General features: G+C 72.8%; 23 protein-coding genes. 7 read left to right on the plus strand and 16 right to left on the minus strand.

What is annotated here, in order from left to right; genetic code table 11:
• The first annotated feature begins 199 nt into the window (after window positions 1-199).
• Both PS467_RS09855 and PS467_RS09860 read left to right on the plus strand, forming a co-directional pair.
• The gene (locus PS467_RS09855) at window positions 200-670 is read left to right on the plus strand and encodes a hypothetical protein (RefSeq protein WP_311034946.1); all 471 of its coding nucleotides are present in this window, start codon (window positions 200-202) and stop codon (window positions 668-670) included.
• 115 nt (window positions 671-785) lie between these two features.
• The gene (locus tag PS467_RS09860) at window positions 786-1457 is read left to right on the plus strand and encodes a FadR/GntR family transcriptional regulator (protein WP_311034947.1); all 672 of its coding nucleotides are present in this window, start codon (window positions 786-788) and stop codon (window positions 1455-1457) included.
• 79 nt (window positions 1458-1536) lie between these two features.
• On the opposite strand, the gene PS467_RS09865 is transcribed toward PS467_RS09860, so the two are convergent.
• From PS467_RS09865 to PS467_RS09895, 7 genes are all read right to left on the minus strand, one after another.
• The gene (locus PS467_RS09865; RefSeq protein ID WP_311034948.1) at window positions 1537-2388 is read right to left on the minus strand and encodes an amidohydrolase family protein; all 852 of its coding nucleotides are present in this window, start codon (window positions 2386-2388) and stop codon (window positions 1537-1539) included.
• A gap of 26 nt (window positions 2389-2414) precedes the next feature.
• The gene (locus PS467_RS09870; RefSeq protein WP_311034949.1) at window positions 2415-3422 is read right to left on the minus strand and encodes an aldo/keto reductase; all 1008 of its coding nucleotides are present in this window, start codon (window positions 3420-3422) and stop codon (window positions 2415-2417) included.
• 20 nt (window positions 3423-3442) lie between these two features.
• The gene (locus PS467_RS09875) at window positions 3443-4480 is read right to left on the minus strand and encodes an ABC transporter permease (protein WP_311034950.1); all 1038 of its coding nucleotides are present in this window, start codon (window positions 4478-4480) and stop codon (window positions 3443-3445) included.
• Entirely contained in the window at window positions 4477-6117 is a 1641-nt protein-coding gene (locus PS467_RS09880; protein WP_311034951.1) for a sugar ABC transporter ATP-binding protein, read from the minus strand. Before PS467_RS09880 ends, PS467_RS09875 begins: the two co-directional genes overlap by 4 nt.
• 2 nt (window positions 6118-6119) lie before the next feature.
• Window positions 6120-7154: a sugar ABC transporter substrate-binding protein gene (locus PS467_RS09885; RefSeq protein WP_268971070.1), complete on the minus strand. Its 1035-nt coding sequence runs from the start codon at window positions 7152-7154 to the stop codon at window positions 6120-6122.
• 94 nt (window positions 7155-7248) lie between these two features.
• Entirely contained in the window at window positions 7249-8025 is a 777-nt protein-coding gene (locus tag PS467_RS09890; protein ID WP_311034952.1) for an SDR family NAD(P)-dependent oxidoreductase, read from the minus strand.
• The gene (locus PS467_RS09895) at window positions 8022-9455 is read right to left on the minus strand and encodes an enolase C-terminal domain-like protein (RefSeq protein WP_311039803.1); all 1434 of its coding nucleotides are present in this window, start codon (window positions 9453-9455) and stop codon (window positions 8022-8024) included. Before PS467_RS09895 ends, PS467_RS09890 begins: the two co-directional genes overlap by 4 nt.
• Before the next feature lie 259 nt (window positions 9456-9714).
• Between PS467_RS09895 and PS467_RS09900 the strand changes: the two genes are divergently transcribed.
• Window positions 9715-10863, plus strand: a complete 1149-nt coding sequence (locus PS467_RS09900; protein WP_311034953.1) for a PAC2 family protein — start codon at window positions 9715-9717, stop codon at window positions 10861-10863.
• Window positions 10864-11034: 171 nt separating this feature from the next.
• On the opposite strand, the gene mshC is transcribed toward PS467_RS09900, so the two are convergent.
• The 4 genes from mshC to PS467_RS09920 form a co-directional block, all read right to left on the minus strand.
• A complete protein-coding gene (gene mshC / locus PS467_RS09905) occupies window positions 11035-12264 on the minus strand; it encodes a cysteine--1-D-myo-inosityl 2-amino-2-deoxy-alpha-D-glucopyranoside ligase (RefSeq protein ID WP_311034954.1) in 1230 nt (409 codons plus the stop codon).
• A 164-nt stretch (window positions 12265-12428) separates the two neighbouring features.
• Window positions 12429-13319 carry an SCO1664 family protein gene (locus tag PS467_RS09910; RefSeq protein WP_311034955.1) on the minus strand — a complete coding sequence of 297 codons (891 nt, stop codon included), beginning with the start codon at window positions 13317-13319 and terminating at the stop codon, window positions 12429-12431.
• The gene (locus PS467_RS09915) at window positions 13283-13873 is read right to left on the minus strand and encodes a DUF3090 domain-containing protein (protein ID WP_268971075.1); all 591 of its coding nucleotides are present in this window, start codon (window positions 13871-13873) and stop codon (window positions 13283-13285) included. Before PS467_RS09915 ends, PS467_RS09910 begins: the two co-directional genes overlap by 37 nt.
• A gap of 123 nt (window positions 13874-13996) precedes the next feature.
• Entirely contained in the window at window positions 13997-14692 is a 696-nt protein-coding gene (locus PS467_RS09920; RefSeq protein WP_268971076.1) for a histidine phosphatase family protein, read from the minus strand.
• Window positions 14693-14789: 97 nt separating this feature from the next.
• On the opposite strand from PS467_RS09920, the gene corA reads away from it, so the two are divergent.
• Complete coding sequence (gene corA, locus PS467_RS09925) at window positions 14790-15782, plus strand: magnesium/cobalt transporter CorA (protein ID WP_311034956.1); 993 nt, start codon at window positions 14790-14792, stop codon at window positions 15780-15782.
• Window positions 15783-15813: 31 nt separating this feature from the next.
• Here corA and PS467_RS09930 read toward each other — a convergent pair whose 3' ends face one another.
• Together PS467_RS09930 and PS467_RS09935 are read right to left on the minus strand one after the other, a co-directional pair.
• Window positions 15814-16611 carry a ferritin-like domain-containing protein gene (locus PS467_RS09930; protein WP_311034957.1) on the minus strand — a complete coding sequence of 266 codons (798 nt, stop codon included), beginning with the start codon at window positions 16609-16611 and terminating at the stop codon, window positions 15814-15816.
• A 352-nt stretch (window positions 16612-16963) separates the two neighbouring features.
• On the minus strand, window positions 16964-18013 hold the full coding sequence (locus PS467_RS09935; protein ID WP_268971079.1) for an LLM class F420-dependent oxidoreductase: 1050 nt from the start codon (window positions 18011-18013) through the stop codon (window positions 16964-16966).
• A gap of 126 nt (window positions 18014-18139) precedes the next feature.
• Here PS467_RS09935 and PS467_RS09940 point away from each other — a divergent pair, with 126 nt between their 5' ends.
• Window positions 18140-19120, plus strand: coding sequence for an aldo/keto reductase (locus tag PS467_RS09940; protein WP_268971080.1), 981 nt, complete (start codon window positions 18140-18142; stop codon window positions 19118-19120).
• Window positions 19121-19848: 728 nt separating this feature from the next.
• Window positions 19849-22146 (plus strand): helix-hairpin-helix domain-containing protein, encoded by a 2298-nt coding sequence (locus tag PS467_RS09945; protein WP_311039804.1) that lies wholly within the window; start codon window positions 19849-19851, stop codon window positions 22144-22146.
• Window positions 22147-22260: 114 nt separating this feature from the next.
• Here PS467_RS09945 and PS467_RS09950 read toward each other — a convergent pair whose 3' ends face one another.
• Window positions 22261-22950: a hypothetical protein gene (locus PS467_RS09950; protein WP_311034958.1), complete on the minus strand. Its 690-nt coding sequence runs from the start codon at window positions 22948-22950 to the stop codon at window positions 22261-22263.
• Between the two features lie 47 nt (window positions 22951-22997).
• Here PS467_RS09950 and PS467_RS09955 point away from each other — a divergent pair, with 47 nt between their 5' ends.
• Complete coding sequence (locus PS467_RS09955; RefSeq protein ID WP_014059547.1) at window positions 22998-23186, plus strand: DUF5703 family protein; 189 nt, start codon at window positions 22998-23000, stop codon at window positions 23184-23186.
• 131 nt (window positions 23187-23317) lie between these two features.
• Here the strand turns inward: PS467_RS09955 and PS467_RS09960 are convergent, their stop codons facing one another.
• Window positions 23318-24202, minus strand: coding sequence for a chaplin (locus PS467_RS09960; RefSeq protein ID WP_311034959.1), 885 nt, complete (start codon window positions 24200-24202; stop codon window positions 23318-23320).
• A 326-nt stretch (window positions 24203-24528) separates the two neighbouring features.
• Window positions 24529-25866 carry a M20/M25/M40 family metallo-hydrolase gene (locus PS467_RS09965; protein WP_311034960.1) on the minus strand — a complete coding sequence of 446 codons (1338 nt, stop codon included), beginning with the start codon at window positions 25864-25866 and terminating at the stop codon, window positions 24529-24531.
• Window positions 25867-26065: the final 199 nt, after the last annotated feature.

Raw genomic sequence — 26065 nt, forward strand, 5'->3', positions numbered from 1 at the left:
GTCCCTCCCCCAACGTCCGTGGCACGGAGGAGAGTTGGCGGGCCCCTTCCCGGGGACCGCCACCTTACTCGCGCGTTAAAAATCAGCTGAATCGCTCTTGCCTTCTTCGGCGGCACGCGCATCAATGACATCGCCCGTGGATGACGGGCAGTCAGGAACCCACACAAGCCGCACTTCCCCCACTCCGGAAGGCAGTCCCATGAGACGGATCAAGCTCGGGATCAGCACGGCAATGGGAGCAGCAGCACTGGCCGCCGGCGCGCTCGCGCTGGCCCCGACCGCGACCGCGGTCACCCCGACGACCGCCACCCTGACGGCCGATTGCGGGACCTTCGGATCGGGTCTGGCCACGCTGACGGCCACGCAGAGCGGGACGTCCGCGACCATCACCCTGTCCTCGTCGGCGATCACGTCGCCGATCGACGTCGCGGCGGGTTCGGTGAGGTCGACGCTGACGCTGTCGAAGAACGGCTCCGGGACCACGACCTTCACCGGCAATTCCAGCCCGGCGCTCCCGGCCGGCTCCGCCGTGAGCACCGGCCCGCTCAAGGGCACGGTGGCCGCGGGCGACGTCCTGGAGGCCAAGTCGCTGAAGCTGGTGATCTTCGGCCTGATCACGGTGAACTGCACCGCCACCTCGGCCCAGTCGCCGGGTCCGTTCACCTTCTGAGCCGCTCACAGCGGACCGGCGGCGTCCCCGGCGGACGCCGCCGGTCCGGTCACGTCATGGCGCGCGCCATAATGGGCCCGATACATCGGAGGTTTAACTCCCGGGGAGGTCCACCATGGCGGTCACCGACGAGGCGATCGAGAAAATCAAGGGCATGATCGTCTCGGGTGCGCTGCGCCCCGGCGACCGGCTCCCCAAGGAGAGCGAGCTGGCCGCCGAGCTCGGACTGTCCCGCAACTCGCTGCGCGAGGCCGTACGGGCGCTGTCGCTGATCCGGATCCTGGACGTACGGCAGGGCGACGGCACCTATGTGACCAGCCTCGACCCCCAGTTGCTGCTGGAGGCGCTGAGCTTCGTCGTGGACTTCCACCGCGATGACACGGTGCTGGAGTTCCTGGCGGTGCGGCGGATCCTGGAGCCCGCGGCCACGGCGCTGGCCTGCACCCGGATCAGCGACGCCGAGCTGGACCGGCTCCAGGCGCAACTGGACGTGCTCGGGCCGGCGCCGTCCGTGGAGGAGCTGGTCGCCGGCGATCTGGAGTTCCACCGCGGCATCGTCCAGTGCTCGGGCAACTCGGTGCTCTGCTCACTGCTCGACGGGCTCTCCGGGCCCACCACCCGGGCCCGGGTGTGGCGCGGGCTGACCCAGGAGGACGCGGTCAGCCGCACCCTCACCGAGCACCGGGCGATCCTGGCCGCGCTGCGGGACCGCGACGCGGAGGCGGCGCGGTCCTGGGCGACGGTGCACATCGCGAGCGTGGAGCAGTGGCTGCGCGCCACGCTGTGAGTGCTCCCGGGCACGGGCGTCAGAGGCCCTCGGGGCCCTCGGGGCCCCTGGGCCGTCAGGGCCTACGGGCCTTCAGGGCCTACGGCCGGAGGCGGTAGGCGCGGGCCGCGGTGCCGCCGAGGACGGCGGCCCGCTCGTCCTCGCCGAGCCCGAGGGTGGCGCGCTCCGCGAGGGACACCACCTCGTCGTAGGTCGCGGCCAGGGTGCACACCGGCCAGTCGGAGCCGAACAGCACCCGGCCGGGCCCGAAGACGTCCAGGACGTGCCAGGCGTACGGGAGCACCTGCTCGGGCCGCCAGCCGTCCCAGGCGGCCTCGGTGACCAGTCCGGACAGTTTGCAGTCGATGTTCGGCAGGGCCGCGAGCGCGGCGAGCTGCCGGGCCCAGGGGTCGCGCTCCCCGCTGGCCACGGGCGGTTTGGCGGCGTGGTCGAGGACGAAGCCCAGCTGGGGCAGCTCGCGGACGGCGTCGATCGCCACGGGAAGTTCCCTCGGGGTGATCAGCAGGTCGTAGACCAGGCCCGCGTCGGCCACGGCGGCGAGCCCGCGGCGGACGTCGTCGCGGGCCAGCCACCGCCGGTCCGGCTCGTCCTGCACCTGGTGGCGCACGCCCACCAGCCGGTCGCCGCCGGGCCCGGCGGCCAGTTCGGCGAGCACCTCGCCCACCCCGGGGTGGGTGAGGTCGGTCCAGCCGACAACGCCGGCGATACGGCCCCAGCCGTCGGCCAGGGCGAGGAGTTCCCGGGTCTCCTCGACGGAGGAGCTGGACTGGACGACGACGGTGGCGCCGATCCCATGGGCGTCCAGGTGCGGGGCGAGGTCCGCCGGGGTGAAGGTGCGGCGGATGGGGTCGGCCCACGGGCCGTCCATCCAGGGCTGTGCACGGCGGGTCAGGTCCCACAGATGGTGGTGGGCGTCGATACGGCGCGGCACGGGCACTCCTTCGGATCGCCTTCGGGTCAGACCGGCAGCGGGATGTCGTCGTCGAGCAGACCGCGCCGCACCAGGGTCCGCCACAGTTCGTCCGGGATGTCGCGGGTGAACAGCTCGGCGTTGTCCCGGACTTCGGCCGGGGAGGCGCAGCCGACCAGCGCCGCGGCCACCGCGGGATGGCCGAAGGGGAAGCGCAGCGCGGCGGCCCGCAGCTCCACGCCGAACTCGGCGCACACCGAGGCCAGCCGCCGGGCCCGCTCGATGAGCTCGGTCGGCGCCCGCTGGTAGTCGTAGTGGGCCCCGGGGCCGGGGTCGGCGAGCAGCCCGGAGTTGTAGACGCCGCCGGCCACCACGGAGGTGCCGCGCCGCTCGCACACCGGCAGCAGGTCGTCGTAGGCGGTGCGCTCCAGCAGTGTCCAGCGGCCCGCGCACAGCACGACGTCCACGTCGAAGTCGGCGACGAACCGGGCGAGCACATCGCTGTGGTTCATGCCGAAGCCGATGGCCCGGACGAGCCCTTCCGCCTTCAGCTCGGCCAGCGCCGCGAAACCCGTCTCATGGACCTCACGGATGTGGTTCTCCGGGTCGTGGAGGTAGACGATGTCCACGGCGTCGACCCCGAGCCGCTCCAGGGAGGACTCCAGGGTGGCCCGGATGCCGTCCCGGGTGAAGTCCCACTCCCGGACCCGGTCGGGGGTGGCCGCGAACCCCTCGGCCTGGCCGGGCTCCCCCAGGAAGCGGGGCCGCAGCCGCCGCCCCACCTTGGTGGAGAGCGTGTACCCGGCGCGGTCGCGCCCGGCCAGCACCCGTCCCAGCCGTTCCTCGGAGAGTCCGACGCCGTAGTGCGGCGCGGTGTCCATATAGGTGAGACCGGTGTCGAACGCCGCCCTTACGGTCTCCCTGGCGCGCTCCTCCGGCACCGCCTCGTAGAGATTGGCCAGCGGCGCGCAGCCGAGGCCCAGGGGTGGCACCCGCACTCCCGAGCGCCCCAGTTCGCGCAGGCCGCTCGGGGCCCGTCCGCCGTCGACCGCCATGGCTCCCTCCTGCCCGTTGCTCAGTCCTGCTTCTCGCCGCCGGCATAGCGGGAGATGATCAGGGCGACGATGATGATCGAGCCGTTGATGAACTGGTTCCACAGCGGCGGTACCCCGCCGAGGGTCATCACATTGACGACCAGTTGCAGGGTCAGCACACCGGTGAGCGCGCCGAAGAGCGTGCCCCGGCCGCCCTTGAGGCTGATCCCGCCGATGACCGCCGCGGCGAACACCTGGAAGATCCAGCCGTTGCCCTGGGTCGCGGCGACCGAGCCGTAGTGGCCGGTGTAGAGGACGCCCGCGAAGGCGGCGAGAAGGCCGCCGGCGCTCAGCACGATCCAGGTGATCCGGTCCACCCGGATGCCCGCCGCCCGCGCGGCCTCGGGGTTGCCGCCGATCGCGTACAGCGCGCGTCCGTGCCGCAGATAGCCCAGCGCCAGGCCGCCGACGGCGTACAGCCCCAGGCAGATCCACACGGCGGCGGGCACGCCCAGCCATTCGGCCTTGCCGAGGTAGCGGAAGGATGCGGGGACGTTGACGATCGACTGGCCCTCGGCGACGCCGACCTGGAGTCCGCGCAGCATGGTGAGCATGCCCAGGGTCGCGATGAAGCCGTTGACCCGCAGCTTGAGGATCAGGAACCCGTTGGCCGCGCCGATCAGCGCCCCGACCGCCAGGCACAGCGGGATGGCGGTCCACACCGGCAGCAGCCCCAGGCCCTCGAACCGCGCCCCGTGCTCGGGCAGCACGAACCACAGGGCGAGCACGGGCGCCACGGCGATGGTCGACTCCAGCGAGAGGTCCATCCGCCCGCTGATCAGGATCAGCGCCTCGCCCAGCACCAGCAGCCCCAGCTCGGTGGACTGCTGGACGACGCCGATCAGGTTGTCCTGGGTGAGGAAGGCGGGTGAGACGATGAAGCCGATCACCCCGAGGACGAAGATCACGGGGACCAGCGACAGATCGCGCCAGCGCGCGATGTCGATCCGCGGCCGGCCCCGCCCCGCCGGGTCGTCGGCCACCGCCTCGGCGGTCCGCTGCCGTGCCGTATCGGTCATGGCTGCCTTCCTTCCGTGCGGTCTCCCGTGTCTCCTGCGTCCCTTGCATCCCCTGTGCCGCCTGCGTCTCCTGTGTCTCCCGCCGTGCCGTTCGGGCCCGTGGTGCCGGGTCCGGTCATGCCCTCCATGGCGGCCACCAGCTGACGGTCGCTCCAGCCGCCGCCGAACTCCGCGACCACCCGACCGTGGAAGAACGCCAGGACCCGGTCGCAGATGCGCAGGTCGTCCAGTTCGTCGGAGACGATGACCGCCCCGCTCCCGGCCGCGGCCACGTCCCGTACGACGCCGAGCAGCGCGTCCTTGGACCTCACGTCCACCCCGGCGGTCGGGCGGATCGCGACCAGGACGCTGGGCTCACGGGCCAGCGCCCGCGCGATGACGACCTTCTGCTGATTTCCGCCGGACAAACCCGAAACCGGCTGCGAGGGGCCCGAGGTCTTGATGTCCAGGGAGGTGATCATCCGCTGGGCGAAGGCGCGGGTGCGGGAGGGCAGCACCGTGCCGTAGGGCCCCAGCTGGTCGGTGACGGTCAGCGTGGCGTTCTCGGCGACGCTGCGGCCCAGGACCAGGCCCTGGTCGTGCCGGTCCTCCGGGACGTAGCCGATGCCCGCGTCGATGGCGTGCGGCACGCTGCCGGGGCGCACCGGCCGGCCACGCACCGACAGCCGGCCGCCGGCCGGTGTGCGCAGCCCCACCAGGGTCTCGCCGACCGCCGTGTTGCCGCTGGCCGTGGCCCCGGCCAGACCGAGCACCTCGCCGGGGCGCACCACCAGGTCCAGCGGCTCGAACTCGCCCTCCCGGACGAGCCCTTCGGTGCGCAGCACCGGCTCCCCGCCCGGGGTGGCCTCCTTACGGGTGACGGGAACCCGGACGGCCGCCCGGGAGTCGCCCCCGGACGCGGCGCCGTCGTCCCCGGTCATCGCCGCCACCAGCGCCTCCTTGGGCAGCTCGGCGACCGGGGCGGTCAGCACGTGCCGGGCGTCGCGGAAGACGGTGACGGTGTCGCAGAGTTCGTAGACCTCCTGGAGGTGGTGCGAGATGAACAGGAAGGCGACCTGCTGGCGGCGCAGCTCGCGCAGCTTGGCGAAGAGCCGCTCGATACCGCCCGCGTCGAGCTGGGCGGTGGGCTCGTCGAGGATGATCAGCCGGGCGCCGAAGGACAGGGCGCGGGCGATCTCCACGAACTGCCGCTGCTCGACGCCGAGGTCCTTCGCCCGCGCCCGGGGGTCCACCGCCACGCCGTACTCGGCCAGCAGCGCACGGGCCTCCTCGCGCAGGGCGTGCCAGCGGATGCGCCCCGTGCCGGGGAACCGGTTGAGGTACAGGTTCTCGGCGACCGTCAGCTCCGGGACCACCATCGACTTCTGGTAGACGCAGGCCACCCGGCGCTGCCAGGCGGCGGTGTCGCCGTAGCCGGGGGCGGGCTCGCCGGAGAAGGTCACCTCGCCCTCGTCCGGGCGCTCCATGCCGGTCAGGACGGACACCAGGGTGGACTTGCCCGCCCCGTTGCGCCCGACGAGCGCATGGGCCTCCCCGGGCCGTACGGCCAGCCGGGCGTGGTCCAGGGCGACGGTGGGCCCGAACCGTTTGACGATGCCCCGGGCCCGCACCACGGCGGGCTGCTCGACCGCGGCCATGGTCACTTCTTCTCGAGCTGGTTGGCCCACAGCTTCGTGTCGTCGACGTTCTCCTTGGTGACCAGCGGCGCCGGAAGCTGGTCCTCCAGGCCGTTCCCGATCTTGACGATCTCGGAGCCGTGATCGGTGGGGCCCGGGGTGAACGTCTTGCCGTCCAGAGCCGCCTTCGCGTAGTTCAGGGCCCACTGGGCGTAGAGGTCGGCGGGCTGGGAGAGGGTGGCGTCGATCTTCCCGGAGCGGATCGCGTCCAGCTCCTCGGGAATCCCGTCGTTGGAGATGATCGTGATGTGCTTGGCCGAACCGGCCGGTTTCAGCAGCCTCTTCTGCTCCAGCAGCGCGAGCGTGGGCTGGAGGAAGGCGCCGCCCGCCTGCATATAGATGCCGTTCACGTCCTTGTGCTGGGCCAGCAGGCTCTGCAGCTTGGCGGAGGCCACATCGCCCTTCCAGTCGGTCGGCAGCTCATGCACCGTGATGCCGGGGTACTTCTTCTTCATGCAGGAGGCGAACGCCTGCGAACGGTCCCGGCCGTTGATGGAGCTGAGATCGCCCTGGAGCTCGGCGACCCGGCCCTTGCCGCCCAGCTTCTCACCGAGGTACTCGCACGCCTTGGTGCCGTACGCCCGGTTGTCGGCCCGCACCACCATGTAGACCTTGCCCGAGTCGGGGCGGGTGTCCACGCTCACCACGGGGATCTTCTTCTCCGCCAGCTGTTCCAGGGTGGCGGAGACGGCCCCGGTGTCCTGGGGGGCCATGATGACCGCCTTGGCGCCCTGGTCGGTCAACGCCTGGACATTGGCGACCAGTTTGGAGATGTCGTTCTGCGAGTTGGACAGGGGCAGCGCGGAGACCGTGCCCTTGTCGATGCCCTTCTCCAGGTACTGCTGGTAGGAGTTCCAGAAGTCGGTGTCCGTCCGTGGCATGTCGATGCCGACCTTGCCGCCGCCGGCGCCGTTGCTCTCACGGTTGCAGCCGGTGAGCGCCGCGACGGCCAGCAGCACGGCGCAGGCGGCGGTGCCGGTGGTGCGGAGTCTCGTCATCGAGTCCCGTCCTTGGTCGTTCCTGGTCGAGTCGTCCGGGTGGCGCTGCTCCTCGGCGGTTCGGCGGGGCGGTGTCTCAGGAGAGGGCGGTGTCTCAGGAGGAGGCGGGGCGCAGCCGCAGGCCCTGCATCCCTCCGTCGACGGCCAGCGCGGTGCCGGTGACGGCCGCGGCGGCGGGGCCGGCGAGATACGCGACCGCGGCGGCCACCTCGTCGGCGGAGACCAGCCGTCCGGTGGGCTGCCGGGCCTCCAGGGCGGCCCGCTCGGCCGCCGGGTCGGGAGCCTGGTCGAGCAGCCGGCCGACCCACGGGGTGTCCACGGTGCCGGGGTTGACGCAGTTGACGCGGATCCCCTCGCGGATGTGGTCCGCCGCCATGGCAAGGGTCAGCGACAGCACCGCGCCCTTGCTGGCGCTGTAGGCGGCGCGCTGCGGCAGTCCGGCGGTGGCGGCGATCGAGCAGGTGTGGGTGATGGAGACGGCGCCGGGCCGGTCGGCCGCGGCGGCGCGCAGATGCGGCAGCGCGGCGCGCGCGGTGCGGACCAGGCCCAGCACGTTGATGTCGAGCAGCCGGTGCCACTCCTCGTCGGAGTTGTCCTCGACGGTGCCGATCGCGCCGATGCCCGCGTTGCCGACGACCGTGTGCAGGGCCCCGAATTCGGCCACCGCCGCGTCCACCGCGCCCCTGATCGCCTCGTCGGAGGTGACATCGGCCTTGAGCGGCAGCGTGCCGTCCGGGGCGCCCGACGGGTCGCGGTCGAGCACGGCGACCCGCGCGCCGCGGTCGCGCAGCGTGGCGGCGATGGCGGCGCCGATGCCGGAGGCGCCGCCGGTGACGAGCGCGGCCAGCCCTTCGAAGTCCCCGGTGGTCACTGGTGGTCCTCCTGTCGTACGGACGGTTCGGGTGCGGACGGTTCGTGCGCTGACGGTTCGGGTGCGGACGGTCCCTGCGCGGGCTGCCGGGCGAGGCGGGTGCGCCATTCGGGCCCGTCCGGATAGCGGTAGGCGGCGATCGACTCGGGGTACATACGAGCGGAGAAGCCCGGCGCGGTCGGTGCGCGGTAGCGGCCCGCCTCGATCACCACCGGGTCGGCGAAGTGCTCATGGAGGTGGTCGACATACTCGATGACCCGGTCGTCCCAGCTGCCCGAGACGGCCACGAAGTCGAACATGGCCAGGTGCTGGACCAGTTCGCACAAGCCCACGCCGCCCGCGTGCGGGCACACCGGACGTCCGTACTTGGCGGCGAGCAGCAGGATCGCGAGGTTCTCGTTGACCCCGGCGACCCGCGCCGCGTCGATCTGGACGAAGTCCACCGCCCCGGCCTGGAGCAGCTGTTTGAAGACCACGCGGTTGGCGACGTGTTCACCGGTGGCGACCCTGACCGGCTGTCCGGCGCGGATGGCGGCGTGCGCGAGGACGTCGTCCGGGCTGGTGGGCTCCTCGATCCAGTGCGGGTCGTACGGCGCCAGGGCGCTCATCCAGCGCACCGCCTCCGCCACGTCCCAGCGCTGGTTGGCGTCCACCGCGATGCGCACATCGGGACCGACCGCCTCGCGCGCGAGCCGCAGCCGCCTGAGGTCCTCGTCGAGATCGGCCCCGACCTTGAGCTTGATCTGGCCGAAGCCGTCGGCGACGGCCTCCTGCGCCAGCTTGACCATTTTCTCGTCGGAGTAGCCGAGCCAGCCGGGCGAGGTGGTGTAGGCGGGGTAGCCCCGCTCGCGCAGGCGCGCGGCCCGCTCGGCGCGGCCGGGCTCGGCGGCACGCAGGATGGCGAGCGCCTCGTCGCGGGAGAGCGCGTCGCTGAGGTAGCGGAAGTCGACCAGCTCGACCAGCTCCTCGGGCGACATCTCCGCGAGGAACCGCCACAGGGGCTTGGCGGCGTACCGGGCGGCGAGGTCCCAGGCGGCGTTGACCACCGCCCCGGCCGCCATATGCATGACGCCCTTCTCCGGTCCGAGCCAGCGCAGCTGCGAGTCATGGGTCAGCTCACGGTGCAGGGCGGCGAGGTCGGCGGCGGTCAACGGCACGGGGCGGCCCACCACATGGGGACGCAGGGAGCGGATGGCGGCCGCGGTGACATCGTTGCCGCGGCCGATGGTGAAGACGAAGCCGTACCCCTCGCACGCCGTCCCGCCGAACGCCGTCCCCTCGGACGCCGTCCCCTCCTCGGCGTCCGTGCGCAGCACGACATAGGCGGCGGAGTAGTCGGGGTCCGGGTTCATGGCGTCCGAGCCGTCGAGCTGCTCCGAGGTGGGAAAACGGATGTCGTGGACCTCGAGCTCGGTGACGGACGGACGCAGACTCAACGGGAACTCCCTAAACGATGCGCGCGAGAGAAGATCGGACCTTTCGCGGTGATCCGATGTATAGCGCCGCCATAACGGTTTCGTCCAGGGGTGTGCCGGACATTTCGAAGGACAGATCGGATGAATGGAGGAACGCTCTGGTGCGGGGGCTGCGGCCGGAGACCCGGAAAGCCGTAGGCTTGGGTGGCACGCAATGGGAACTGCAGCTGGAGGCGGAATTGATCGGTCCGCCCCGGCCGGAAGGAGGCGCTGGGTGATCGAGCTTGAGGGGGTTCCCGAGCTGATCGACCCGGTCATGATCTGTGCCTTCGAGGGCTGGAACGACGCCGGAGACGCCGCCTCCACCGCGGTCGGGCACCTGGACCGGGAGTGGAAGGGCGAGGTCTTCGCCTCGCTCGACGCCGAGGACTACTACGACTTCCAGGTGAACCGGCCCACCGTGGCGCTGGACGGCGGGGTGCGCAAGATCACCTGGCCGACGACCCGGCTCTCGGTGGTGCGGGCGGACACCGGGGAGAAGTCCCGGGACCTGGTGCTGGTGCGCGGTATCGAGCCGAGCATGCGCTGGCGGTCGTTCTGCAACGAGATCCTCGGCTACGCCCATGAGTTGGGCGTGGAGATGATCGTCATCCTCGGCGCACTGCTCGGCGACACCCCGCACACCCGGCCGGTGCCGGTCAGCGGCGTCACCTCCGATCCGGACCTGGCCCGCAGCCTCGACCTGGAGGAGACCCGCTACGAGGGCCCGACCGGGATCGTCGGAATCCTCCAGGAGGCATGCACCCACGCGGGCGTTCCGGCGGTGAGCCTGTGGGCGGCCGTGCCGCACTACGTCTCGCAGCCGCCGAACCCGAAGGCCACCCTGGCGCTGCTCAACCGCCTCGAGGACCTCATCGCGGTGCGCATCCCGCTCGGTGAGCTGACCGAGGACTCACGGGCCTGGCAGCTCGGCGTGGACCAGCTGGCCGCCGAGGACAGCGAGGTCGCCGAGTACGTCCAGTCGCTGGAGGAGGCGCGGGACACCGCCGAGCTGCCGGAGGCGTCGGGCGAGGCCATCGCCCGCGAGTTCGAGCGCTATCTGCGGCGGCGCGACGGCCAGCCCGGCCCCGGCGGCCACGCGACCGAGACCGGCGGTCTCGCGGACGGCCGGGAGGGCGGCACGGCGGGTCCTGGCACCGGCTCGGGCACCCCGTACCTACGCGACCCCGCCGGCGGCCATGGCCGGCCGCGCAAGCCGTCCGCCAAGGACGACGAGGCGGACAAGGGCGACGCCGAGGACACGGACGGCACCGGGGCCGACGCCAAGGAGCCGGACGACAGCGCCCAGGACACCGAGGGCCGGGACGACTCGCACGGCGACCAGGGGGACCAAGGGGACCAGGGGTCCGACTCCGGCCAGTAGCCACGGCCCCGCCGCCGTACGGCATACGACGCGCCGTACGGCACACGACGGGCGGCACGGCACACCGCGCGGACACACCTGGAACAGCGCTGAGCCCGCGCCGGGACGATCCCGGCGCGGGCTCTTGTTCTTACGGTCGCGGTGTGGCGGCGGTGCGGCCGCGACGCCGCGTCAGAGGGCCACGCCCAGCAGCGCGTCCACGGCGCGCGAGACCAGTCCGGGCGCCCCCTCGTCCGTACCGCCGGCCGACGTCTGCGCGGCGGCCCAGCGGTCGACGGCGGCCAGGGCGGCGGGTGAGTCCAGGTCGTCCGCGAGCGCCTCGCGGATCTCCTCCAGCAGCGCGTCGGCCGAGGGCCCGTCCGGCCGCGAGACGGCGGCGCGCCAGCGGCCGAGGCGCTCCTCGGCCTCCCGCAGCACCCCGTCCGTCCACTCCCAGTCCGCGCGGTAGTGGTGGGCCAGCAGCGCGAGCCGGATGGCCGCCGGGTCCACCCCGTCGCGGCGCAGCGCCGAGACGAAGACCAGGTTGCCCTTGGACTTGGACATCTTCTCGCCGTCGAGGGCCACCATCCCGGCGTGCACATAGGTCTTGGCGAACGGCCGCTCTCCGGTGAGGACCTGGGCGTGCGAGGCGCCCATCTCATGGTGCGGGAAGGCCAGATCCGATCCGCCGCCCTGCACGTCGAAGCCCATGCCGAGGTGGTCCAGGGCGATGGCCACGCATTCGATGTGCCAGCCGGGGCGGCCGGAGCCGAGCGATCCGCCGTCCCAACTCGGCTCGCCGTCGCGGGCGGCCATCCACAGCATCGGGTCGAGGGGGTTCTTCTTGCCGGGGCGCTCGGGGTCGCCGCCGCGCTCGGCGGACAGCAGCCGCATGGCCTCGGCGTCGAGCCGGCTGACCGAGCCGAAGGAGGGGTCGGACTCCACGGAGAAGTAGATGTCGCCTTCGAGCTCATAGGCGGCGCCCAGGTCGCGCAGCCGCTCCACGAGCGGCACGATCCCGGGTATCGCCTCGACGGCGCCGATGTAGTGGCGCGGGGGCAGCATCCGCAGGGCCGTCATGTCCTCGCGGAAGAGGGCGGTCTCGCGCTCGGCGAGGGCCGTCCAGTCGTCGCCGTTCTGCTGGGCCCGCTCCAGCAGGGGATCGTCGACATCGGTGACGTTCTGGACGTAGTGCACCTGGCGCTTGGTGTCGAGCCATACGCGCTGAACGAGGTCGAACGCGTTGTAGGTCGCCGCATGACCCATGTGGGTCGCGTCGTACGGGGTGATCCCGCAGACGTAGATGCGCGCGACGGGGCCGGGGGTCAGGGTGATCCGTCCCCCGGTCGCGGTGTCGTGAATGCTCAGGTCGCGGCCACTGCCGGGCAGGGCGGGAACCTCAGAAGCGGGCCAGGCATACATGCAATGAGCGTAACCGGATGCAGCGTCCGTATACGAACCGGACCAGCCGTGTTGGCCGAATAGGCGGTCTTGCGCAGACGCCCGTGAGCTGCTTGCGCTCCTTGCTCCGGGGACAACGGCTTCCCTTCAGGGGCGCTTCCGGACCCCGGAGCGGGGCGGTCCGCTCAGACCGGCGGCCAGGGGATGGCAGGCCACTGACCGCTGGGCTCGGGGTGCTTCCCGGTCCGCAGCAAAGTGGCGACACGGGCCCGCAGCGCCTCGATCTCGGCCTCGGTGATCAGCTCCGCCAGCCGGGCGCCGAGCGGGCCGCCGTCGGCCAGCCGGTCCGCCAGCCGGCCCAGCACCTCGATCACGTCGTCCGGCAGCGGCTCCCCGGCCCAGCCCCACAGCAGGGTGCGCAGCTTGTCGTCGGCGTTGAAGGTGACACCGTGATCAATCGCATAGAGCCGGCCGCCGGCCGCGGGCAGCAGATGGCCGCCCTTGCGGTCGCCGTTGTTGATCACCGCGTCGAGCACGGCCAGCCGGCGCAGCCGTACGTCGTCGGCGTGCACCAGCAGCGCGGTGCGGCCCTCGCCCACCTCGGCGTAGCCCACCGCCTTCCAGCCGGGCCCCGGATCGTCGCCCTCGACGAGGGCGAGCAGCTCGGTACCCCGGGTCTCCCCGGACCCGTCGCCGTCCGCCCCGTCGGCCTCTGCCCCATAGGAGGCCGAGACCGCCTCGACCTCTATCCAGAGCTGGCACATCCCCTGGCCGTACGGCCCGTCGCGCAGCACGGTGGGCGGGACCAGGCCCCAGCCGGTGGCCTCGGAGATCTCGTACGCCGCGACCTCGCGCTGGGCGAGCGTGCCGTCCGGGAAGTCCCACAGCGGCCGCTCCCCGGCCACCGGCTTGTAGACGCAGGGGGCGCTGTGGCCCTCGTACTCGACCGTGCAGTACAGCACCGCGTTGGACGCCTCCCGGACCCGGCCGCGCACCGTCAGCTCACCGAGAGCCAGCAGCTCGGACGGGGCCGGCGGCGTCAGGCTCCGCGGCGGTATCCGTTCTGGCGCGGACATACGTGTCCCTCCGGGTCGAGCGGCAGACTGCACAGCGGGCAGGGCGGACGGCCGGCGTTGACGACCTCCAGGGCGCGCTTGGCGAAGGCGCGTGCCTGCGTCCCGGTGAGCCGCACCCGCAGCATGGGCGGGCCGTTCACATCGTCCTGGAGCAGCCGCTCCTCGGCCTCGGCCAGGTCCTCCTCGGACTCGGCCTCCAGCTCGACCAGCGCCTGTGCCTCGACGATCATGCGCTGTTCCTCGCCGTCCCAGGCGAGTGCCATGGTGCCGACCCGGAACTCCTCCTCGACGGGGACTTCCAGCGGTGCGGTGTCGGTGAGTTCGGCCGGTGCGACGGCGGGGACCGGGGCGTTTCCGCCGGTGCGCCGCACCACTTCGTCCAGCAGCTCGTCTATCCGCTCGGCCAACGCGGCGACCTGCGTCTTCTCCAGCGCGACGCTGGTGGTCCGGCCACCGGCGGACGCCTGGAGGAAAAAGGTACGACGACCAGGCAGCCCGACCGTACCGGCGACGAAACGGTCCGGCGGGTCATAGAGGAACACCTGACGGGACAACGTCCTGCTCCATTTGGTTCGACTGCTCGGCTGACTGACTGCTGACCGCTGGGTGTCACGACCGCCCGGTCACGGCTGTCACGGCGCGCTCGCACCGCGGCACCACCCTACTGCGCACGGAGATCACGGTGCTCCCGCGTCGCCGCCGACCGCCGCGTCCCCGCCGCGGTCCGCGGGGGTCTCCTCGCGCGGCACCAGCCCGGCGAAGTCGCCGGTGTCCCCGAGCCGGACGAGGAAGGGCCGGGTCGGGGTGTAGCGGATCGCGGTGACCGAGCAGGGCTCGACCGAGATCCGCTGGAAGAGATCGAGATGCAGTCCGAGGGCGTCGGCGACCAGCGCCTTGATGAGGTCCCCGTGGGAGCACATCAAATAGACCGCGTCGGCGCCGTGCTCCCGCTCGATCCGGGCGTTCCACTCGCGCACCGCCTCGACCGCGCGCGCGTGCATGGCGCGCATGGACTCGCCGCCGGGGAAGGCGGCGGCGGACGGATGCTGCTGGACGACGTTCATCAGCGGTTCATCGGCCAGCTCGGCGAGCTTGCGGCCGGACCAGTCGCCGTAGTGGCACTCCCCGATCCGGTCCTCGGTGTGCAGCGGCAGTTCGGGGCGGGCGGCGAGCAGCGGGGCCAGGGTCTCCTGGCAGCGCTGGAGCGGGCTGGTGACGGCGGCGGCGAGGGGCAGCTGGGCCAGCCGGCCCGGCAGCGCCGCGGCCTGGGCCGCACCGCGCTCGTCGAGGGCGACACCGGGTGTCCAGCCCGCGAGGACGCCCGCGGTATTGGCGGTGGACCGGCCGTGCCGGACGAGGATCAGCATGGGCATGCCTGCCACCCTACGACCCCGGCGGCCGCCGCTCGCCCGGGTGCGCACCGGCTCCCGGTCCGGTCCCCCCGTGCGGATCCGCGTCACCCGAGGCACAATGCCCGGCGTGATCGTGGATTGTGCCATCTACCGGGACGGGTGCCGCACCGAGGGACCCGCCGACTTCTCCGACGCCCTCGATCAGGCGCGCGCGAGTGGGGACGCCTTCTTGTGGATCGGGCTGCATGAGCCGACCGAGAAGGAGTTCGAGCTGGTGACCAGCGAGTTCGGACTGCATCCCCTGGCCGTCGAGGACGCCCTGAGCGCCCACCAGAGGCCGAAGCTGGAGGTCTATGACGATTCGCTGTTCCTGGTGCTCAAGCCGGTCCAGTACGACGAGAAGGCCGGTACCGTCACCGCGGGTGAACTGATGGTCTTCGTCGGTGACTCCTTCGTGGTGACCGTACGGCACGGCCAGGCCAATCCGCTCGGCTCGGTGCGCGACCGGCTGGAGAAGGCCCCCGAGGTGCTCCAGCACGGGCCGACGGCCGTGATGTACGCGGTGTCCGACGCGGTCGTGGACCACTATCTGGACGTCGCCGACGGTCTGCACGCGGATCTGGAGGAGCTGGAGACGGAGGTGTTCGCCCCGAACGGGACCGCCGGGCAGAACACCGCCGGGCGGATCTACGCCTTCAAGCGCGAGGTGATGGAATTCCGCCGGTCGGCCGGGCCGTTGGCGGACCCGATGGAGCGGCTCGCGGGTACCGGGGTGCCGTTCGTGCACGAGGGCTCACGGCCGTTTTTCCGCGATGTCAGCGACCATCTGACCCGGGTGAACGAGCATGTGGAGGGGCTGGACCGGCTGCTGTCGGACATTCTCTCCGCCCATCTGGCTCAGATGGGCGTGCGGCAGAACGACGACATGCGCAAGATCTCGGCGTGGGCGGCGATGGCCGCGGTGCCGACGATGATCGCCGGGATCTACGGCATGAATTTCACGCATATGCCCGAGCTGAGACAGCCGTGGGGGTACCCGGGGGCGCTCGCGCTGATGGCCGGCGTGATCGTCCTGCTGTACCGCTGGTTCAAGCGGCGCGGCTGGCTCTGACCCGGCGCCGCCGCCCCGCCGGGCCCCGTGCTCAGACCAACTCGGGCGCCTCGGAAGCGGTCTGCGCGGGCCCGCCCAGCGCGTTCCGCCGCTCGGGCATCCGCAGCGCCACCATGCGCCGCCAGCCGCCCAGCCGCTCATACCCGTACAGGGCGTGGATCCCGGCCGCGAGCAGCGCGCACTTCGCCCTGGACCAGCCGAGAACGCGCCCCATATGGGCCATCACGGCGAGGCTGACGTCCCGGTACACGGCGATCTCGACGAGCGCGCTCTCCCGCAGGGCCCGCTGGATGGTCCGGCCGTACCCGGCGGCGGCCAGGCGCAGCAGCTCCTCGTGGCAGTAGGCGAGATGGTTGTCCTCGTCCTCGGCGATCATGCGCACCGCGCGGCCGAGGTCGGGATGGTCGCCGAAGTACCTGCGCAACATCACCATCTGCGCGGAGGCGCGCTGTTCGGTGACCCGGCTGTGGGTGAGATAGATCACGATGTCGTGCTCGGTGAGCCGCTCGTCGCGGCGCAGCTTGTCATGGGCGAGGCCGATGCCCCGCGCCTCCAGCAACATCGTGTAGTCGGTCTCGGGCGGCACCTCCATGGGCTCCAGGGCGCGCTTGCGGAGCAGGGCGTTGAAGATCCGGCCGTGTTTGTCCTCATCGGCGCCATGGCGGGCGATCTTGGGCGCGAGGTCGCGCAGGCTCTCGGGCACGAGGGCGGCGATCCGGCCGTTCTCCCAGCCTCCCTGGGCCTCCCCGCTGGCCGCGACGGAGCAGAAGAGCCGGAACGACTCATCGTTGTCGAGGATCTCCTGGAACAGGCTTTTCGCCGAGAGCATCGCCGCCACCTCCGTGCGCTGGTCGTGCGCTGCCGCACGCCGCCGCGCGCTTGTCGTGCGTTAGCCGTGCGTTTGTCGTACATGTGTCGTGCACTCGTCGTGCCGACGTCCGCGTCCGCGCGGGGGCAGCGCAGAAGACAGCGCAGAAAAAGTCAACGGCCCCCTCGGCGCGGCGGCAACAGCTCAGGCGCCCGGTTCGGCCGGACGGGGGACCTCTCGGGCACCGCGTCCGCGTAACCCCTGGGCGCCGGCGGCGTTGTGCTGGACGACGGCCGTGGCGGGGAAGACCCCCGAGCCCCCACCACGGCCGCTGAACCTTCCCGGCACGGCCTCGCCGGGGTTACGGCCGGGGTTACGCGAGCCCGGCCCGCTCCAGGGCCTCGACGCCCGCCCGCAGCCCGGCGAGCCGCTCCTCCAGCGTGAAGCCCGAGGGGTTGAGCGACAGGGTGGTGACCCCGGCCTCCGCGTACGCCTGCATACGGTCGGCGATGCGCTCCACGGGGCCGAGCAGCGCGGTGGAGTCGATCAGGTCGTGGGGCACGGCCGCGGCGGCGCCCTCCTTGTCCCCGGAGAGGTACTTCTCCTGGATCTCGGCGGCCTCCTTCTCGTATCCCAGGCGCTGCGCCAGCTTGTTGTAGAAGTTCTGCTTCGCGCTGCCCATACCGCCCACGTAGAGCGCGGTGTACGGGCGGAACTGGTCGGCCAGGGCGCGGACGTCGTCGCCGAGGGCCACGGGGACGGTGGGCACCACGTCGAAGCCGTCGAGGTCCTTGCCGGCCGTGGCCCGGCCCGCGCGCAGATGGCGGAGGGTGGTCTCCTCCGCGTGCTCCGGCGCGTAGAACAGGACCAGCGCGCCATCGGCGATCTCGCCGGTCTGCTCCAGGTTCTTCGGGCCGATGGCCGCGATGTAGAGCGGGATGTGCTCCCGCACCGGGTGGACGGTCAGCTTGATGGGCTTGCCGGGGCCGCCGGGCAGCGGCAGGGTCCAGTTCTGGCCCTCGTGCGTCAGCCGCTCGCGCGACATCGCCTTGCGGATGATCTCCACGTACTCGCGGGTGCGGGCCAGCGGCTTGTCGAACCGTACGCCGTACCAGCCCTCGGACACCTGGGGCCCCGAGACGCCGAGCCCGAGGCGGAAGCGGCCCCCGGAGAGGGTGTCGAGGGTGGCGGCGGTCATGGCCGTCATGGCCGGGGTGCGGGCCGGGATCTGGAAGATGGCGGAGCCGACGTCGATGCGCTCGGTCTGCGCGGCGACCCACGAGAGCACGGTGGCGGCGTCCGAACCGTAGGCTTCGGCGGCCCAGCAGACGGCATAGCCGAGCCGGTCGGCCTCGCGGGCGACCGCGAGGTTGTCCGCGTCCATTCCGGCGCCCCAGTAGCCGAGGTTGATGCCGAGCCTCATACGCACCCCTTACTGATCAGTAACGTCGCTGTTGCGGGGACTCTAGCGCGCACGGCCGGGATGCGTCAGGGGTGGGTTATCCACAGGCTGCCACGGGGCGCATTCCGGCCAGTAATCTCGACGTTCATGGAGCTAAGGCACCTCGGCCGCACGGGCCTGCGCGTTTCCCGGCTCGGGCTCGGCACGCTCACCTGGGGGCGGGACACCGACGAACACGACGCCGCGGATCAGCTCAAGACGTTCTGGGAGGCGGGCGGCACGCTTGTCGACACCGCGGATGTGTACGCGGACGGCGGCGCCGAATACCTCCTGGGGCAGCTGCTGGAGGGGCTGCTGCCGCGGCGCGATCTGCAGATCGCCACGAAGGCCGGCAGCGTGCCCGATCCCGACCGCCGCTTCGACGGTTCGCGCGGCCATCTGCTGGCCGCGCTGGACGCCTCCCTGGAGCGGCTGGGCACGGACTACGTCGACCTGTGGCAGGTGCACGCCTTCGACCCGTTCACCCCGCTCGAGGAGACCTTGCAGGCGCTGGACATCGCGGTCAGCAGCGGCCGGGCCCGCTATGTGGGGGTGTCCAACTTCAGCGGCTGGCAGCTCGCGAAGGCCGCCACCTGGCAGCTGGCCTCCTCCGGGGCCCACACCCCGCTGGCCAGCACCCAGATGGAGTACTCACTGCTTCAGCGCGGTGTGGAGCGCGAGGTGCTGCCCGCCGCCCTCGACCTCGGCGTCGGGCTGCTGCCGTCCTCGCCGCTCGGCCGCGGTGTGCTGACCGGCAAGTACCGCCATGCGACCCCCGCCGACTCGCGCGGCGCCTCCGAGCTCGCGGCCTTCGTCGCGCCGTATCTGGACGAGGAGGCGGGCCGGATCGTGGAGGCGGTCGCCATAGCCGCCGACGGCCTGGCCACCACCCCGCTCAACGTGGCACTGGCCTGGGTCCGCGACCGCCCGGGTGTGACCGCGCCGATCGTCGGCGCGCGCAACGCACAGCAGCTCAGGGCGGCGCTGTCGGCGGAGAGCCTTAGTCTTCCGGACGAGATCTGCCAGGCGCTCGACGATGTGTCGGCGCCCGTGCACCGCTATCCCGATCAGGACTGGAGCACGCTGTGAGTACCGACCGCCTCGCCGGCGAGGCCGCATCGGCGCCCGAGGAGGCCGGCCCGAAGCCCGAGCCGGCGGAGCCGGAGCACACCGGCCCCCTGGAGCCGGGTCCCCCCGGCGAGCCCACCCCGGACGGCCCCGGCACCGCGGAGGCCCCCGCAGGAGCGGACCCGGACCGCACCGGAGCCGCGCCGGGCACGGAGCCCGCTCCGGGCGACCACAGCGAGCCCGGCGCCGCGGACGCCCCCACAGGGGCGGACCCGGGTGACGCGGCGGCCCCGGCCACCGGTCGCGCCGACGATGCCGAGGCCCCCGCTGCCGGAGCGGGCCCGCGCGGCGCCCAAGGCGCCCACGGCCAACAGCCTCCGGCAGGCGCTCCCGACGGCCCCGCCACAGAAGCGGGCCCCCGCAGCACGGACGCCGACCCTGGGCAGACCCCGCCCGCCGGGCACGGCTCCGGCCCAACGGCAGACCAGGACGGCCCCGAGGACACGACAACGCCGAGCCCGGCCGAGGCGAGCGGTGGCACGGCCCCGGACACGACAGCCGAGGCTTCCGTGCCCACCGGACAGGGCGCGCCCGGCACCGCTGAAGCCTCCGCCCAAGCGGGCCCCCACAGCACGGACACCGGCCCAGGGCAGACCCCGCCCGCCGGGCACGGCCCCGAGGACACGACAACGCCGAGCCCGGCCGAGGCGAGCGGTGGCACGGCCCCGGACACGACAGCCGAGGCTTCCGTGCCCACCGGACAGGGCGCGCCCGGCACCGCTGAAGCCTCCGCCCAAGCGGGCCCCCACAGCACGGACACCGGCCCTGGGCAGACCCCGCCCGCCGGGCACGGCTCCGGCCCAACGGCAGACCAGGACGACCCCGAGGACACGACAACGCCGAGCCCGGCCGAGGCGAGCGGGGACACGGCCCAGGGCGGACCCGGCGGCCCCGAAGGGAGCCCACGCGGCGCGAGCGGCGAGGGTGCGGAGGGTCCGACTGCCCCCGGTGGTGGGGGCGGGGCGGTCGGTAAGGGCAAGCGGTCGGCGGCGGCCGAGGCGCTGGCCGCCGCCGTACGGGCCGTGGAGAGCGGTGAGCGGTCGGCCGCGTCGTTCTTCAACGACGCCCCGGCCTCCCGACCGGCGGCGCCCGCCGCCCCCGCCGCGCCGGTGCGCGAGCAGCCCCGTGCGGCGGCCCCCGCCCCCGTGCGGCGGCCGTCGGCCCGCCCGGCGCCCGGCCCCGGGGGCGAGATCCCCGGCAGCGGCGACGTCCGGCAGGTCCTCGCGGCGGGCGGCGCGCCCGAGACCCTGGCCGCAGCCGTCGTCGAGACGCTCGGGGAGCGCGCCGCCGAGGCGCTGCGCGCGGACCCCTGGCGGCTGCTGGCCGTCCCCGGTGTACGCCCGGACCACGCGGACGGCTTCGCCCGCACCCTCCTCGGCCCGGCCTGTGAGCCCGGCGACGAGCGCCGTGCGCTGGCGCTCACCGGCTGGCTGCTGGAGCGCGCCGCCCTCGAGGGCCACACCGCGCTGGAATCGTCCGCGCTGCGCGACGCGCTCGCCAAGATGTCCGTGCCCGATCCGGACGAGGCGCTGCGCACCGCGATCGCGGAGGGCGCGGTGCTGGTCTTCCAGGACGCGCTCGACGCCCCGGCGGGGTCCCGCTCCCCGGCCGCCGGCGAGGAGGACGCCGAGCAGCCGGTGCGGGTGCTGCTGGGGCTGGACCGCTATGCCCTGGCGGAGGAGAGCCTGGCCGACGGTCTCGCCCGGCTGGCGAGCACCTTCGCCACCCCGCCGGGCGGTACGGCGGCCGATGCGGCGCCCGCAGGCGATCCCACCGCGCCCGGCTGGGAGAGCGCGGCCGCCGCGGCGCCGACCGCCTCCGCCGCGGAGCTCATCCGCACCGCCGCGGCCCACGGCCTGGTCGCCCACAGCGGTGGCGAGGCGGCGCGCGCCGAACCGGCGGCGCTGGTCGCCGCGGCCCGTGCCATGGGCCTACGGGCCTACGCGGCCGCACACAGCGAGGACGGCAGGCGGCGGCTGGCCGCGGCGCTGGGCGAGGCCCCGGGCGCCGGCCCGGAGGCCGCCTCGGCGGCCGTCACCGTCGCCGGGCTGCTGGCCGACTCCCAGGGCCCCGGGCGCGACGAGGAGGGGGCGCTGGCGCTCGATCTGCTCGCCGTGCTGGACGCCCCGCAGCTCGATGTGGAAGCGGCCGCGATGCTCGTCGAGTCGCTTCCGGACGGCGCCCGTCTGGTGCTGAGCGGGGACCCCGGGGTGCTGTGGTCGGCCGGTCCCGGCCGGGTCTTCGCGGATCTGGTGGCGGCCCGTCGCTGTCCGCAGGTCGTCTCCCGCACCCCCGATCCGGGTCCCATCGGCGAGCTGGTCTCGGGCATCGGGATCGGCGAGCTCAATCAGGTGGAGGCGCCCGGCAAGGAGGTCGTGATCGTGCCCGTGCGGGACGCGGGCGAGGCGGTGCACCGCACCGTGCAGCTGGTCGCCGACTCGGTGCCCCGTGCGATCGGCGTCCCGGCGGAGCAGGCCCAGGTGATCACCCCGGGCCACGGCGGCGCGGCCGGCACCCGTGCGCTCAACGCCGCCCTGAAGAACCGCCTCAACCCCGGCCCCGGCCGGTTCGGCGGCTTCGACCCGGGCGACCGCGTGGCGTACACCCCGGCCCCGGGGCGTACGGTGCCGGGCACCGTGGTCTCGGCCGACGCCGAGGGGCTGCGTCTGGACTGCGCGGGCACCCCCGTGCTGGTGCCCCGCGAGGAGGTGGGCGAGCTGGTACGGCACGGCTGGGCCGTCACCGCGCACCAGGCGTGCGGCACCCGCTGGCCCGCGGCCGTGGTGGTGCTGCCGGGCGACGCGGCGGCGGGCCTGACCCGCGCCTGGGTCTACACGGCCTTCGGCCGCGGTGAGCGCCATCTGTCGGTGGTGCACGGCGCGGAGGCGGCGCTGCCACGGGCGGTGGCGGAGATCCCCTTCAAGGAGCGCACCACCCGGCTGCGCGCCCTGCTCCAGGCCCAGGTCCCGGCCGAGTCCGCCGGCTGACCAGCGGCCCCGGCCCGGCCCGGTCCCGGCCGGACCCCTGGTACGCCACGGCCCCGGACCGCTCGCCTCGTAGCCGAGCGGTCCGGGGCCAGGCGGCCCGGGGGGCCGCGGTGCTCAGCTGCCCGGTTCCAGCACCTCCAGGTCGTCCTCGTCCTCCTCGTCGAGCTCCTCTTCGTCCAGCTCCTCGTCGAAGACCGAGCTCATATCGAAGCGGCACACGACCATATGCGGATCTGCCTGATCGAAGGGGGCGGACAGCCACTCCCCCGGTTCCGGGGGCTCCTCGTCCGCCACCACCCAGAGCGTGGAGTCGCCCTCCTCCAGACCGAACTCCTTGTGCCGAGAGGCGATCTCGTCCGCCTCGAACTCGCCGAAGACCACACCCAGCGCGGTGTGCACACTCTCCCCGGCGGCCGCCCCGCCGCCCTGCCCGTCGTTCCCCGTGTCGATGTCCGGATCCAGGTCGGCGATCCGCTGCGCCTGCGAGAGCAGCCGCTGCGGTTCGACGACGACATAGTCCCTGCGGATCAGCACGCTCAGCGCGCTCGGCTCCTCCGGCCCGGCGTAGGCGGGGAGGCTGTCGTCACCAGGGATCTCGAAAGGCGTCACCTCGTCGTAGGCGTCATAGAGCAGTTCGTCGTAGACCTCGGCTGCCGCGGCCAGTTCGTTGAACGCGGCATAGACGGCCGGGTCGCCTTCCCCCGACCGGCGTTCGACAGCCTCGAGGTGACGGTCCAGTGCGGCTTTCACCGCTTCGGCGGCGGCGCGTACCTCGGCAGCGGATGGCTGCGCAGCATCAGACATAGTGCAGACGCTATCCGTAGCAGGGCAGTTCCCGCACAATAGATGCGATGCCGGAATACGAATTCTGTGATGTGTACGTGCCGCGCGGTGTTTCCCGCAAGGCCACGACCCGCCTGCTCACCGACCATGCCGAGTACGGACACTGGGAGTTGGACCGCCTGAGACTCAACCCCGACGGCAGCCGCAGAGTGCGATTGCGGCGCCGCATCATCCGCCAGCTCCGGGCTACCTGGTAGCGGGCCGGGACGGACAACACCCAGCGGGCCCCGCTTGTCGCGGGGCCCGCCGGACGTGACGCCACGGTCACCCGGAGTACGAGGTCCGGTGTGTGCCGCGCGGTGTGTGAGGTGTGGTGTGCGGTGCGTGGTCAGCGCCGCGCCGCACGGGCCCGCCGGTAGAGCACCGTGCCCGCGAGCAGCATGCCCGCGGCGGCCGGAATGGCCAGCTCCACGGGGCCGGCGCCGGTCTGTGCCAGCTGCTCCTTGCTGCCGAGGTTCGCGGACGGGTCGAGGCCGTGGACTCCGGTCTGGTCAGCCTGGTGCCCCGGCGAGGAGGAGCCGGGGTCCGAGCCACCGCCAGGGTTCGAACCACCGGAGTCGCCAGGGTTACCGGGCTCGTCCGGGTCACCGGGGGTACCAGGGTTGCCTGGGTTGCCGGGGTTACCAGGCTCACCCGGATTTCCGGGGTTGCCGGGCTCACCCGGGTTACCAGGCTCTCCGGGATTCCCAGGCTCACCAGGGTTACCGGGGTTCCCAGGGCTGCCGGGCTCGCCCGGCTCCTCCGGGTTCTCCGGAACGGCCGGGACCAGCCGGCCGCAGTCGCCACCGCCGCTGCTGTTGCCGGCCCCGATCACGTTGATGCCGTTCCCGCAGACGTTGACCGGGACCTCGGCCGGAACCTGGATGTTGTTGCCGGAGCCGATTCCCGGCGAGCCGCCGGTGCTGCCCTGCGCCTGCGAGCCACCGGTCTGCGCACCGCCGCCGGACGAGCCGCCCGAACCACCGCCGGACCGGTCGCCGCACTGCCCCCCACCGGCGCCATTGAGGAAGCCGACGACGCTCACCGTGTTGTTGCACAGGTTCACCGGCACCCGCACCGGGACCTGGATGTTGTTGCCCGAGACGACACCCGGCGAATGGGCGGCGCCGCCGTCCGCCCCCGAACCCGCCGCCTGGGCGTAGCCGCCGGTGACGGCGAGAACGCCGCTCGCCGCGGCCACGGTGATCAGGCCCTTTTTCGCAACCTGTCGCATAACTTTCTGCTCCCCTAGCCTTCCGTCCCGGCCGGAGTGCGCGCGGGCGGTCTCGCCCGCACCCCCATCCCCGGGCGCCCGGAGCGCGCACACTCCGAGACCGCCCGGGTTCACACTCCGGTGGACCGTGACCCGATGTCACGTGATCGATGCGGTAGTTGCCGAAGGCGGGGCACAGCACCACCCCCTTGTCGGCATCGCGGCCCGGTTACGGGTCGCACACCCCATGTAACGAGGAGGGAGCAATCAAGCTATCAAGCTACGACACCATTCACCCTTTTTGGTTCCTTCGGTATGTGTGATCGATTAGGCCGATCGTGCGGCCCTCAGCAGGCGTCCAGGAACCGGTCCAGCACCCTGACGCCGAACTTCAGCCCGTCCACCGGCACCCGCTCGTCGACCCCGTGGAACATCCCGGCGAAGTCCAGCTCGGGAGGCAGCCGCAGCGGCGCGAAGCCGAAGCAGCGGATGCCGAGGTCGTCGAAGGACTTCGCGTCGGTACCGCCCGAGAGGCAGTACGGCACGGCGCGGGCGATCGGGTCCTCGGCCTTCAGCGCCGACTGCATGGCCTCGACCAGCGCCCCGTCGAAGCTCGTCTCCAGCGCCTTGTCCGCGTGCACGTCCTCCCGCTTGACGCGCGGGCCGAGGATGCGGTCGAGGTCGGCCAGGAACTCGTCCTCGAACCCCGGCAGGAAGCGCCCGTCCACATGCGCGGTGGCCTGCCCGGGAATGACGTTGACCTTGTAGCCGGCGCTGAGCATGGTCGGGGCGGCGGTGTTCTGGAGCGTGGCCCCGATGATCTTCGCGATGCCGCCGAGCTTGGCGAGCGTCTCCTCCATGTTCTCCGGGTCGAGCGGGGTGCCGAGCGCGTCGGACAGCTCGTCCAGGAAGGACCGCACGGTCTGGGTGACCCGCACCGGGAACTTGTGCCGCCCGAGCCGCCCGACGGCCTCGGTCAGCTCCGTGATGGCGTTGTCGTTGTTGGTCATCGAACCGTGCCCGGCGGTCCCGTCCACCGTGAGCCGCATCCAGTGCATGCCCTTCTGGGCGGTCTCGATCAGGTAGAGCCGCAGGTCCTCGTTGACGGTGAACGAGAAGCCGCCGACCTCGCCGATCGCCTCCGTCACGCCCTCGAACAGGTCGGGGTGGTTCTTGACCAGGTGCTTGGCACCGTAGACGCCGCCCGCCTCCTCATCGGCGAGGAAGGCCAGCACGATGTCGCGCGGGGGCTTGCGGCCGCTGCGCAGCCGGTCCCGTACGACCGCGAGGGTCATCGCGTCCATGTCCTTCATGTCCACCGCGCCCCGGCCCCAGACGCAGCCGTCCGCGATCTCGCCGGAGAAGGGGTGGTGGGTCCAGTCCTCGGCGTTGGCCGGTACCACGTCGGTGTGGCCGTGGATGAGCAGCGCCGGGCGGGACGGGTCCTCCCCCTCGATCCGCGCCACGGTCGACGCCCGGCCCTTGTGCGACTCGAAGATCTTCGGCTCGAGCCCCACCTCGGCGAGCTTCTCGGCGACGTACTCGGCGGCCGCGCGCTCACCGGGGCCGGAGTGGTCGCCGTAGTTACTGGTGTCGATCCGGATCAGGTCACGGCAGAGGTCGACCACCTCGTCCTCGCCGCTGACCGTCCCGGTCGTCGTCGCGCCCGAAAGCGACTCACTCACGATGCCTCCTTGTCGTTGCGCTGCCGCGAGAAGCCCAGGTACGGCCCGCCCACGGCAGGGGTCACCTGCCCCATCCTCCCCCGCTCGCCCGCCAAGCCCAAGGCGGCAATACCGCCGTCATGCCCCCGTCACACACCCCCACCCCCGCTCCGGCCCCGCTCCGGCCCGGGACCGGCTCCGGTACCGCCCTCCGGGGCGT

This window comes from Streptomyces luomodiensis (assembly GCF_031679605.1).
Classification (GTDB): domain Bacteria; phylum Actinomycetota; class Actinomycetes; order Streptomycetales; family Streptomycetaceae; genus Streptomyces; species Streptomyces luomodiensis.